This is a genomic window from Streptomyces phaeolivaceus (assembly GCF_009184865.1).
Classification (GTDB): domain Bacteria; phylum Actinomycetota; class Actinomycetes; order Streptomycetales; family Streptomycetaceae; genus Streptomyces; species Streptomyces phaeolivaceus.
The window spans coordinates 6,705,450-6,717,363 of the sequence record NZ_CP045096.1; the positions used below are offsets into that span (position 1 = coordinate 6,705,450).

The following is an 11,914-nucleotide window of genomic DNA, read 5'->3' on the forward strand; positions in this document are numbered from 1 at the left end:
ATGCGGTCATGGCTGAGTCGGGGGAGAGGCACATGGTGTACCGGGTGCTCGCGATCGTATCGGGGGTGTGCTCGGCTGCGGGAGGGCTGTGGCTGTCGGGCTGGTTGTGGCGGCACACGGACCTCATGGACAGCCGAGATGTGGGCGACGACTTCTTCGCCGCGGTTCCCATTGTTCTGCCGGGCGGTATCGGACTCGCCCTGGCGGCCGTCGCGTGGATCAGCTGGGGCCCCGGCGCCGGCCGCGGGCAGCCCAGGGAGGAGCCTGTCGCCGTCCTCGCCGCCTCGGTCCGAAGGGTTGTCCGCACCCGACTTCAAGTACCGCGATCCAGGCTGAGCCTGCCGCCCCTGCGCTGGGCCAGGACAGAGCCCGACCTCGGCGGCCCTCCGGGGGCGAGTCCGGAGCACCAACTGCTCCCGATGTACAGAACATCGCACGACAAGCGACTGATCATCATCGGTGATCCCGGTTCGGGCAAGACGAGAATGGCGCACACCCTGGTCCTCGGCCTCGTGCAGGACCGTACGCCGGACGCGCCTGTTCCGGTGCCGGTGTCGGTCGCCACGTGGACCCCGGAGGCGGGGCTCATCGACAGGTGGCTGGCCGGCCGGTTGTACGAGGAGTTCGGCCTCCCCCGGGAAGCGGCACTGGAACTGGTGTCGGGCCGGCGGGTACTGCCGGTCCTCGACGGACTGGACGAGCTCTCGGCGCCCCATCGCGCCGTGTTCGTCGAGCAGTTGACGAGGTCGAGGTGGGCCCGGACCTCGGGCGGCGGATATGTGATGACCTGCCGCACCCAGGTCTACGAGGAGGAGTTCGCCGCCCACCGCGCCGGCCGGCTCGGCCGAGTCGTCCGGCTGCTGCCGCTGGACCCGCGGACGATCCTGACGGACGACGGCTGGAGCGGTCCCGACGAGGCGCAGCGGTGGGCGCCCGTGGCGCGGGCGGTCGAGGCCGATCCCGGCGGCCCACTGGCCCAGGCACTGTCCTCGCCGTTGATCCTGGTACTGGCACTGAGCGCGTACGAACGCCGAGACCCTGCCGAACTCCTCGACCGCGCACGCTTCCCCGGGGTGGACGAGATCACCCGGCGCGTCCTTGAGAACGCCGATCCGACCGCGAACTTCGAACTCTGGCGTGACGACGACGGACGTCGGCGGCGTCCCGGGGACCGAAGGCGCTGGCTGGAGGTCCTGACCCGAGTCATGGGCAGCGCCGACGACGAGCTGCTGCTGTGGTGGCGCATGGCGGGGGCGTCGGCGCTGTGGTGGATGGTGCCGGCGGCGCGGTCGCTGTTGATCGTCCTGTCGGCGTCGGCCGTCCTCGCCACCGGCTCGTCCCGGGCCGCTTTCGGAGTCCTGGTCGGCTGCGTGCTGGCGCAGTCGATCACCGTGTCGCTGGAGGGCGAGGTGCCCCGGCGGGTCGGCGGCTGGAGTGCCGAGCGGTCGGGGCCCAGGCGGTGGGTGCGATGGGCGCTGGGGGGCACGGCGGGGGCCGTCGCCGCGTGCGCGGCGACGGCGCTGTCGAGCACTGCCGGATCCGGCGGGGGTGGCGCGGTCGCTCCGGAGGCGGCACCGGTCGCGGTGGGGCTGACCGTGGTGCTCGTCTGTCTGCTGGCCGGATTCGGCCTCGCGCTGGCTCTCGGCGTGCGGGAGATCGATGCCGTTCCCTCCGCCGACCGTCGCGTCGGCGACCTCGTCCAGGACAGGCGCGCGGCACTGCTGAAGGCGGCCTCCGTCACGGTTCTCATCGGCCTCCCGATCGGCTACGGATGGCGGGACACGCTGTCCGCGCAGGACGGGTTCTCCCTGGCGGGTGCCTGTGTGCTCTGGTTCGTGACGGTGCTTCTCCTCGGCAGCGCGTGGGGCCGCTACCGGCTGGCCCACGCCCGGCTGGCCGTCGCCGGGGAACTGCCGTGGCGATTGCAGGCGTTTCTCGACCGGGCCGCCGCGGAAGGGCTGCTGACCAGTCCGGACGGATACGGAGAGGGCTGCCACGCCTACCGGCACGAACGGGTGCGTGACGCACTCGTGGCGAGCGGCGGCGGTGACGACCCCCACCAGGACGCTGTCCGACACGTGCGCCAGGAGATCGTGGACGAGACACTCGCACAGCCGGAGGCCGTCGCCTACATCGCCTACACGGCGGATGGGGACTCGGCGGCCGAACAACGGGCGGCGGAACACATCGTCTCGTTGACCGAGAGAGCGCTCGACGACGACCTGCAGACCATCGCCGATGCCGGAGCGGAGGCGTACGGGCGTTTCCAGCAGGCACACCGCAGCATGCTCGCGGTACAGCGCAAGCCCTGGTGGGCGGGACCGGTGCTCACCTTCGTGTACGGCACGATCGCCGGCCTCGGCGTGATCTTCCTGCTGAACGCCGTGGGCCTGATGGGGATGGCCCTGGACGAGGTGGCCCTGGCATGGTTCGGGGCGGCTCTCGTCTGGCTCGGATTCCGGCAGTGGCCGACGTCGGCCGCCGCCTGGCACAGGCGTTGGGTGATTTCACCGGCGCCGGCCTTCGGCCCCCTCGTCGTGCTGTCGGTTCTGACGGGCGTCGCCCCCGATCGCCTTCCCGCCGTCGCGATGGTCTCCGCCGTGCTGACCGCACTCACCCTCCCCGTCTACCTCTACGCCCGCCCGCACGCCGCCACCCACCGCGCTCTCCGCCTCGAAGACCCCACGCGTTGGCCCGAACTCCCCGCCACCCGTTCCCGGGACGCCGCGGTCCAGGCAAGGCGTGACTGGCTGGCGGCCCTCGCCCGGGACGGTGTGATGCCGCTCCTGCGGGGCCGACTGCCGGTGGGTCGCGGCCACCAGAGCCTCAGCTTTCCCACGATCGACCCCTCCCGCCTCACCGGAATCCGCCGCTCCGACCAGTTCGTGGCCACTGAGGCGGCGCGGCAGACCGAGTACCACCTGAGGCAACTGGAGAGCGCCAGCCTCGGAGTGAGCGGGCCACGCGGGGCCGGCAAGAGCAGTCTCATGCAACGGTTCTGCGCACCCGACGCGGCGACCGCCGCCGACGACCTGCTCGTGCTGGTGCCCGCCCCGACGTCGTACGACCCGCGGGAGTTCCTGATCCACCTCTTCGCGGAGGTGTGCCGCAGGATCACCGGAGTGGAGGCGGCCGATGACGGGCCGCCCGGGACCGAGCCGACCCGCTGGAAGGCACGGGCGCAGCGGATCGGGGCGGCCTTCGCCGTGGTCGCCGGGGTGCTCACCTGCGTCGGGGCGTTCCTGTGGCCGCAGCTCACCGAACTCGGGCAGTCGTGGTCCGTGGATCGGCCGCTGCTCGTCGGAATCGGCGGAGCCGTGACCGCGGTCGTCGGTATCGGGTGGGCCCTGGTGCTCTCAGGGCGTTCCACGCGCAGGCACGAACGACGCACCGGAGCCGCGGAAGCCGCTGCCCTGCGCCATCTGCGCACCCTCCACTACCAACTGACCGTCATGCGCACCCGGACCAACCAGCTCGCGCTCCCCGCCGGCCTCCAACTCGCCGACGCGCGGCAGGTCCAGCACACGGAACAGGTGTTGACCTATCCCGAACTGGTCGCACGGTTCCGGGCGTTGCTCGATCTCGTCGCGCTGGAACGGCGCCCGCTCGGCGGCCGGGTCGTGATCGGGATCGACGAACTGGACAAACTCGGCAGCGCCGAGGAGGCCGAGCGGTTCCTGAACGACCTCAAGGTCGTCTTCGGTATTCAGGGATGCCATTTCCTGGTCGCCGTCTCCGAGGACGCGCTCACCGCGTTCGGGCGGCATGTGCTCGACGTGCGGACCGCGTTCGACAGTGCCTTCGACAAGGTCGTGGCCGTGCCGCCGCTCGACCTGGCACAGGCCCGCAGCCTGCTGGAACTGCGCGGTGTCTGGTTGCCCGAGCCCTACCTGTGGCTGTGCCAGGTGCTCTCCGGCGGGCTGCCGCGCGATCTGCTGCGTGCCGTGATGAGCCTCGCCGGTGCCAAGGCCCTGCGTGATGTCGGTGAACTCGCGCCTCTGGCCAGGGAACTGATCACCGAGGACGCGTACGCCGTACTGTCCGCGCAGTCCCGCTACGCGGCGACCCTGGCCGGTGACCACGCGCCTGCGGCCGCGCGCTGGATCGGCGAGGTCTCACAGGCGCCCGTGGACGCCGTCGAATGGGAACAACTGATCTATACGATGCCCGCGATTCCCTCGGACGAGTACGAGACCCGCCGGGCCGCGGACCAGGTCCGGTCCTATCTCGCCCTGGGCGCGACCCTTCTGCGCACCTTCACCGACAGCGACGCCTCCGATCTCGCGCAGCGCCTCGACTGGCTGCGGTCCGCCGGTCCCGGGCCCCTGGGCCGGCTCACCACCGCCCGCGCCAAGCTCGCCGCGGAACCCGACGCGGCGTGGGCGGCGGTGAACCGCTATCGGCGCGAGATACCCCGCATGCTGGAGCTGCCCGGACGGACCTGACCGGGCTGTCGCCCTGCCGTCACGCCGGTCGCACCACGCTGTGGATCGAGGACTCGCCGTCGTAGAAGACCGACTCCTCGCGGACGTATGTGCCCGGCTTGGGGGCGTGGATCATCATGCCGTTGCCGATGTAGAGGCCGACGTGGCCGATGTTGTCGTAGAAGAAGATCAGGTCGCCGGGCCTGGCGTTCGACAGGGAGACGGTGGTGCCCGTGTTGACCTGGTCGTAGGTGGTGCGGGGGAGGTCGACGCCGGCGGCCTTCCAGGCGGCCTGGGTGAGGCCGGAGCAGTCGTAGGAGCCGGGGCCGGTGGCGCCCCAGACGTACGGCTTGCCGATCTGTGCGCGGGCGCGGGCGAGGGCCTTGGCGGCCTTCGAGGCGTAGGTGGAGTCCTCGGCCGGGGCGGCGGTCTCGGTGGATGTCTCCGTGCCGGCGGAGGCCTCCTCCTGGACCGTTCCCTGGGTTCCCTGAGTCTCCTGGCTCCCCTGGGTGTTCTGGGTCGGCTGGGCTGTCGCCGTCTGCTGCCGGGTGAGTTCCTCCGCCTTGCGGTCGGCCTCCTCCTGCTCGCGCTTCTCGATCGCGGCGAGCCGGGCCTTCTCCTCGGCGGTGAGGCTGGAGAGCAGTTCACGGGCCTCGGCCAGCTTCGCCTGGACCTTGGCCTTGCTGGTCTTGAGGGCGTTCTGTGACTCGGTGAGCTGTTCGAGGCTGTCGCTCGCCTCCTGGCGCTGCTCCGTCGCCTCGGCCTGCTCGGTGACGTACGAGTCGACGGCGTCCTTCTGACGGTCCGTCAACCGGTCCATCAGCTGGTTCTGGTCGAAGTAGTCCTGCGGGTTGTCCGCCAGGAGCAGCGAGGCCTGGTCGGGGGCGGCCGCGCCGTTGCGGTACTGGGCCGCGGCGAACGAACCCAGCTCCTCCCGCGCCTCGTTGAGCTTCTCCGTGCGCTTGGCGACGGTTTCGAGGAGGGTGTCGACCTGCTTCTTCTGCTTGGTCGTCTTCTCCTTGGCCGCGTTGTAGTTCTCGGTCGCCGACCCGGCCTGGCGGTAGAGGTCGTCGACCTTCTTCTCGACTTCCTCCAGGCTCGGCCTGTCGTCGGTCGACGGCGCGGCCGTGGCCGTCTGCGAGAGCAGGGCCACGGAGGTGAGGGCGGCGGTGGCGAGAGCGGGGGTGCGGATGCCCGCGCGCGTCCGGCCGGCCGGACGCGGCTTGCGGTGCGGCGCCATGGTTCGGCGTCTCCTTCCGTTGTCCGCCTACCGAGTTAGCTGTCGGGTTCGGGCGCAAGCTTCGGAAGGTTTGCCCTACGACCCTTGCCGCGTGCGGCGGTCGGGTCGATTCACCCCAGAGGTCGGTGGGTCCCCGGCTCCGGCGCCGACGGAAGGCGTACCGGACTCGGCGGAGGCCGTGCGGCCCGGCGACGTTCGCCGGTTGGGTCGTACGGTCCTAGGGAAAAAGCTAGCCAACTCGTGTGGCCCGTGTGAAGGTTGATGTTCGATATGCCTGATACGTTTTCGTGACCTTAGCCTCTTCGGCGCGACAGACGGTAGGATCGATCGCTCACCGTCGCGCGGCGGTCGCGGTGCGTGGCGAGTGTGTACGGTTGTGAACTTCCCGGGGCGGCCTCCCGCTGTCAGTGGGGGCGCCTAGACTCGGAGAGCGATGAGCAGCCTCTTTGACGACAGCTTTCTGGCGGACCTCCAGGCCCCCCGCGGCCACGCGGAGGAACCCCCGCCGCCGCCCGAGGACGATCACGTACCGGAGCCGCTTCCGGACGATCTGTTCGGCGGGAAGTTCGACGCGCCACCGGACCGGGACGCGTACTACCGCGACGGCGCCCCCCGCCCCGCGATCGACGCGGCGGCGCTCCTGGACGGGCTGAACGAGAACCAGCGCGCGGCCGTGGTGCATGCCGGGTCCCCCCTGCTCATCGTCGCCGGCGCCGGCTCGGGCAAGACCCGGGTGCTCACCCATCGCATCGCCCATCTGCTGGGCGAGCGGCGGGTCCATCCCGGCCAGATCCTCGCGATCACCTTCACCAACAAGGCCGCCGGTGAGATGAAGGAGCGCGTCGAGCAGCTCGTCGGCCCGCGCGCCAACGCCATGTGGGTCATGACCTTCCACAGCGCGTGCGTACGGATCCTGCGCCGGGAGAGCAAGAAGCTCGGCTTCACCTCCTCCTTCTCCATCTACGACGCCGCCGACAGCAAGCGGCTGATGGCGCTCGTCTGCCGTGATCTGGACCTCGACCCGAAGCGCTTCCCGCCCAAGTCCTTCAGCGCCAAGATCTCGAACCTGAAGAACGAGCTGATCGACGAGGAGGACTTCGCCGCCCAGGCCTCCGACGGCTTCGAGAAGACCCTCGCCCAGGCCTACGCGATGTACCAGTCCCGCCTCCGCGAGGCGAACGCGCTGGACTTCGACGACCTGATCATGACGACGGTCAATCTGCTGCGCGCCTTCCCGGACGTCGCCGAGCACTACCGCCGCCGCTTCCGGCATGTCCTCGTCGACGAGTACCAGGACACCAACCATGCCCAGTACGCCCTGGTCAGAGTGCTGGTCGGCACCTCCGAGCACCCGGTCGACGTCCCGCCCAACGAGTGGGACGTACCGCCCGCCGAGCTGTGCGTCGTGGGTGACGCCGACCAGTCGATCTACGCCTTCCGCGGTGCGACCATCCGCAACATCCTCCAGTTCGAGGAGGACTACCCGGACGCGACGACGATCCTGCTGGAGCAGAACTACCGCTCCACGCAGACGATTCTGAGCGCGGCCAACGCGGTCATCGAGCGCAACGAGTCCCGCCGCCCCAAGAACCTGTGGACCAACGCGGGCGCGGGCGCCCAGATCACCGGCTATGTCGCCGACACCGAGCACGACGAGGCCCAGTTCGTCGCCGACGAGATAGACCGACTGACGGACGCGGGCGACGCGAAGGCCGGAGACGTCGCCGTCTTCTACCGGACCAACGCCCAGTCCCGTGTCTTCGAAGAGATCTTCATCCGCGTCGGCCTGCCCTACAAGGTCGTCGGCGGCGTCCGCTTCTACGAGCGCAAGGAGGTCCGGGACGTCCTCGCCTACCTGCGCGTTCTCGCCAACCCGGAGGACTCCGTCCCGCTGCGCCGCATCCTCAACGTGCCCAAGCGCGGCATCGGGGACCGCGCCGAGGCGATGATCGACGCCCTCTCGCAGCGCGAGAAGATCAGCTTCCCGCAGGCCCTGAAGCGCGTCGACGAGGCGTACGGCATGGCGTCCCGCTCGACCAACGCCGTCAAGCGGTTCAACACGCTGATGGAGGACCTGCGGACCGTCGTCGACTCCGGCGCAGGACCGGCGACCATCCTGGAGGCGGTCCTCGAACGCACCGGCTATCTCGCCGAGTTGCAGGCCTCCACCGACCCCCAGGACGAGACCCGTATCGAGAACCTCCAGGAACTCGCCGCCGTCGCCCTGGAGTTCGAGCAGGAGTCCGGGGCCGCGGCAGGCGAGGGAGAGGGCGAGGGCGAGGGCGAGGCCGTCGCGACGCCCGCCGGGCTCTCCGCCTTCCTGGAGCGGGTCGCCCTCGTCGCCGACTCCGACCAGATCCCCGACGAGGAGGAGGACGGCTCGGGCGTCATCACGCTCATGACCCTCCACACCGCCAAGGGCCTGGAGTTCCCGGTCGTCTTCCTCACCGGCATGGAGGACGGCGTCTTCCCGCACATGCGTGCCCTCGGCCAGACCAAGGAGCTGGAGGAGGAGCGCCGGCTCGCGTACGTCGGCATCACCCGCGCACGGGAACGGCTCTACCTCACCCGGTCCTCGCTACGCAGCGCCTGGGGCCAGCCCTCGTACAACCCGCCGTCCCGCTTCCTGGAGGAGATCCCGGCGACGCATCTGGAGTGGAAGCGCACGGGTGCCTCCGCGCCGGTCTCCTCGGGGCCGGCCGCCGGGGTCGTGTCCTCGCTGTCCTCGTCCCGCTCCCGTTCCTCGGCCTCCGGCGCGTCCGGCTTCGCGACCCGCCGAGGCAACGAGAAGCCGGTGGTCTCGCTCGCGGTGGGCGACCGCGTCACCCATGACCAGTTCGGCCTCGGCACGGTCGTCGGTGTCGGGGGCGCGGGCGCCAACGCGGAGGCCACGATCGACTTCGGTGACGCCAAGCCGAAGCGGCTGCTGCTGAGGTACGCGCCGGTGGAGAAGCTGTAGCCGACGGTCGTCCGGTGAGGCGACATGACTCGGGCCCCTGCTGAGCAGGGGCCCGGTCTTCGTCTTCCTTTGTCGTCCTGTGTCCGTCGCGCTTACGTCGGATCCAACCCGTGGCTGCGCAGCCACGGCAGGGGGTCGATCGCGGAGCCGCCCGCCGGGTGGACCTCGAAGTGCAGGTGCGGGCCGGTGGAGTTGCCCGAGTTGCCGGAGTAGGCGATGGTGTCGCCGGCCTTGACGGTCGTACCGGAGGCGACCTTGTACGTGGAGAGGTGGCAGTACCAGGTCTCGGTGCCGTCCTTGGCCGTCACGATGACCATGTTGCCGTAGGCGGCGTTCCACTGGGTGCGCACGGTGCCGTCGGTCGCGGCCATCACCGCGGTGCCGTACGAGACGGGGAAGTCGATACCGGTGTGCAGGGACATCCAGTTGACGCCGGACTGCCCGTAGTACGCGCTGAGTCCGTGCTTGGCGACCGGCAGCGCGAACTTCGGCCGCAGTCGCTCCTTGCGGGCCGCCTCGGCCGCCGCCTTCTTCTGCTCCAACTCCTGCTGGGCCTTGAGGTCGATGCGCTCCTGCGTCCGGCTGGCCCGGTCGGCGAAGTCGTCGGCCTCGGCGGAGAGGCTCTCCAGCTGGGTGTCGAGCTGGTTGTTGGCGGTGGACGGCTTCACGGCGGTGGCGTCCGACTTGATGGACGCCGTCGTCTCCGTGTCGTCCGACGTCGCGCCGACCGAGGCCGCCGCGATCCCCGCGACCCCCATGACACAGGCCGACGGAACGGCCACGGTCAGCAGGGCGGAACGTTTGGCCGGAGCCTTCCGGCGCGACCGCGAGGCCGCGCGGGTGGCCGCCCGGCCGGGGCTCGCGCTCCTGGTGGCGGCCGGGGTGACCTCCTCCTCGCCGTCGAGGAGCACGGTGTCGCGGTCCGCGTCGTCGCTCTCGAACTCGCCGTCCGCGGAGAGGTGTTCGTCCTGGTCGTACGGGGCGATCTGCTCGAACGTGGCGGTCGCCTGCTGGTGGAAGTCGGCGGCCTCGGCCGAGAGGTCCACGGCCGACAGGTCCACCATCACGGTCTGCGGGTGCTCGTGCGCGTCGTACGCCTCGGCGGCGGCGCCGTGCTCGTCACCCACGGGGGTGCCGTCGCTGTTCCACTGCGTGGCGTCGAACGCGCCGGTGTCGAAGTGCTGGGTGCCGACCCACTGCTGGGTCTGGTCGGACTGCCCCAACCGGGCCGACTCGTCGGACTGTTCGGCCTGCAGCCAGCCGCTCGCGTCCCACTGTCCGCTCGCGTCGGGGCTCGTCGACTGCGTCGGGACCTGGGCCAGATGCTCGTAACCGGCCGACCAGGACGTCGAGTCGTAGCTGCCCGTGTCGTACGCGGCCTGGTGCTGCGCGGCGTACGGGTCGTAGTTCAGCGTCTGGTGGCTGCCCGTGGCCCACTGGGAGGCGTCGTAGGTGCCGGTGCCGGTGTCATTGCCCGGCAGGTCACCGAAGAGGGGATCGACGGCGAAGGTCCCGGTGGTGGTCGCGTGGGCGTCGGCGCCGGAGTCGAAACCTGTGGCGGGGTAGTCGCCGTACGTGGTGAAGTCACCGTAGGCGGCTTCCTGGTGGCCGTACGACGCGTAGTGCGCCGGGTCGGCTTCGGAAGCCGGAGCCGGGGGTGTTGCGGTCCCCGACGGGTGACGATCGTTCACCAACTTCTCTTTCGCCTCGACGACAGGGGCTGGCAGAGCAGTGCGGTGACTGTACCCGGCGGTATGCGGGCGCGACAATCTTCAACGGGTTTCACGCGCGCAGGAAACGGGCATTCGAGCGTCTTTCGGCGGTCTGTGGGCACGACTTTGGCCTTGCGTTCGAAGCCTGTTCGAAAACGGCTCGCTGTGTGAGGGGTGTGGGACGCCCGTGCCACCGGGGGCGAGACGTTTCGCCGGGTGGCGGCGCGTCGCGCGGGGGCGCGTTGATGCCGTCGGGTGGGGTGTCGCGCGTCGGGTGTGTGATGGGGGCGTGTGGGCGTGCGCCGCGTTTACCGCCGTACGTCCCGTTTCGGCGTCCTGTGGCGCACGTCACCGCTCTTGGGGGCTTGGGCTCAGGCCACGGTCAGGCCGCCGGGGCGGGCGGTGACGCGGGCGCCCGTCCGTGAGGCGTCCAGGGCCTCCCGTATTCCGGTGGCGACGGCGGGGTGCACGGGCAGGGCCAGGTGGCCGATGCCGGTGACCCGGATGTTCTGTGCCATCAGGTCCGGATGGTCGACGCAGGCCGTCTCCAGCGGAGCCATCACCTGGTCGAAGTCGCTCCAGAACGCCACGAAGTGCGTACGACAGCCCGGCGCCGGCTCCCGCAGCTCCTCCAGCAGCTCCGACCCCGGCCGCATCTGGCGGACGATCGGGTGCGCGTCGGCCAGCGGCACGGCCCGGGTGCCGCCGTGCGGGGTGCCGAGGGTGACGAGGGTACGGACCCGGTGGTCACCGCCCTGCCGCTGCACGTAGTACCGGGCTATCAGTCCGCCGAGGCTGTGCCCGACGATGTCCACCCGCTCCTGGCCGGTGCGCTCGCAGATGTCCTCGATGTGCCGGCCGAGCAGCTCGGCGGCGGTGCGGATGTCGCAGGTGAGGGGCGAGTAGTTGAGCGATTCGAGGTGCCGGCCGCCGTCTTGCGCGAGGGAGCGGCGCAGCAGGACGAAGACCGAGCGGTTGTCGATGAAGCCGTGCAGCAGGACGACCGGGGGCTTCTCCTCGGTCGGGAGCCGGGGTGTGTCGGACGGCGGCGGCGGCGCGGGCACGGCCCGGCGCTCCTGTGTCATCCCGGACGGATAGAGCAGCAGATGCCCCGCGAGGATCGCCAACTCCAGGGCGGTCGCCTTGAGAAGGGCCATCGACAGACCCGGCAGCTGGGTGGGCAGGAACCGCTCGCAGAGCGGAACAAGGGGCGAGACCGCCCTGGTGACCTTCATGCCCGACCTCCCGTCGGCAGACGGGTGGACGCCTCTGTCCCCCGTGTGCCCTAGTGAAGAGCCGCGCGTGCCGACGACGGACGGTCGGGCGATGCGACGTGACGCGGTGCGTGTGGCGTGCGTGACGTGCGGTGCGTGCGCGACGTACGAGGTGTCGATCACGCGGCGGGGGCCCGGCCCTCCTGACTCCCCGCTGCCCTGCCCTCCGCCGTCTGCCGGTGCCGATCCGCTCCGTCGCCCTGGCCTCCCTCGGGCGGTGGGTCGGTGCGGCATCCTTCCGACGGCTCTCCTTGCGCACGCTTCCCCGTGGCGCGCACGCCACGGGAGCCTCCGGCCGGCGGCCC

At 70.8% G+C, this 11,914-nt stretch carries 5 protein-coding genes and 1 riboswitch; of the genes, 2 read left to right on the top strand and 3 right to left on the bottom strand.

The window, feature by feature from the left end:
- Positions 1-8: 8 nt before the first annotated feature.
- Positions 9-4,445 (top strand): NACHT domain-containing protein, encoded by a 4,437-nt coding sequence (locus F9278_RS31160; protein WP_152171262.1) that lies wholly within the window; start codon positions 9-11, stop codon positions 4,443-4,445.
- 19 nt (positions 4,446-4,464) lie between these two features.
- On the opposite strand, the gene F9278_RS31165 is transcribed toward F9278_RS31160, so the two are convergent.
- Entirely contained in the window at positions 4,465-5,664 is a 1,200-nt protein-coding gene (locus F9278_RS31165) for a C40 family peptidase (RefSeq protein WP_152171263.1), read from the bottom strand.
- A 9-nt stretch (positions 5,665-5,673) separates the two neighbouring features.
- Positions 5,674-5,846, bottom strand: a riboswitch (cyclic di-AMP (ydaO/yuaA leader).
- A 251-nt stretch (positions 5,847-6,097) separates the two neighbouring features.
- Here F9278_RS31165 and pcrA point away from each other — a divergent pair.
- Positions 6,098-8,623, top strand: coding sequence for a DNA helicase PcrA (gene pcrA / locus F9278_RS31170; RefSeq protein ID WP_152171264.1), 2,526 nt, complete (start codon positions 6,098-6,100; stop codon positions 8,621-8,623).
- A gap of 92 nt (positions 8,624-8,715) precedes the next feature.
- Here pcrA and F9278_RS31175 read toward each other — a convergent pair whose 3' ends face one another.
- Both F9278_RS31175 and F9278_RS31180 read right to left on the bottom strand, forming a co-directional pair.
- Positions 8,716-10,314 carry a M23 family metallopeptidase gene (locus tag F9278_RS31175; protein ID WP_152171265.1) on the bottom strand — a complete coding sequence of 533 codons (1,599 nt, stop codon included), beginning with the start codon at positions 10,312-10,314 and terminating at the stop codon, positions 8,716-8,718.
- Positions 10,315-10,706: 392 nt separating this feature from the next.
- The gene (locus F9278_RS31180) at positions 10,707-11,570 is read right to left on the bottom strand and encodes a lipase family alpha/beta hydrolase (protein ID WP_152171266.1); all 864 of its coding nucleotides are present in this window, start codon (positions 11,568-11,570) and stop codon (positions 10,707-10,709) included.
- Between the last annotated feature and the right edge of the window lie 344 nt (positions 11,571-11,914).

What these genes read in the sequence shown, in the direction of transcription:
- F9278_RS31180 (WP_152171266.1), bottom strand. Translation starts at nt 11,570, where the DNA reads ATGAAGGTCACCAGGGCGGTCTCGCCCCTTGTTCCGCTCTGCGAGCGG.
- pcrA (WP_152171264.1), top strand. Translation starts at nt 6,098, where the DNA reads ATGAGCAGCCTCTTTGACGACAGCTTTCTGGCGGACCTCCAGGCCCCC.
- F9278_RS31160 (WP_152171262.1), top strand. Translation starts at nt 9, where the DNA reads ATGGCTGAGTCGGGGGAGAGGCACATGGTGTACCGGGTGCTCGCGATC.
- F9278_RS31165 (WP_152171263.1), bottom strand. Translation starts at nt 5,664, where the DNA reads ATGGCGCCGCACCGCAAGCCGCGTCCGGCCGGCCGGACGCGCGCGGGC.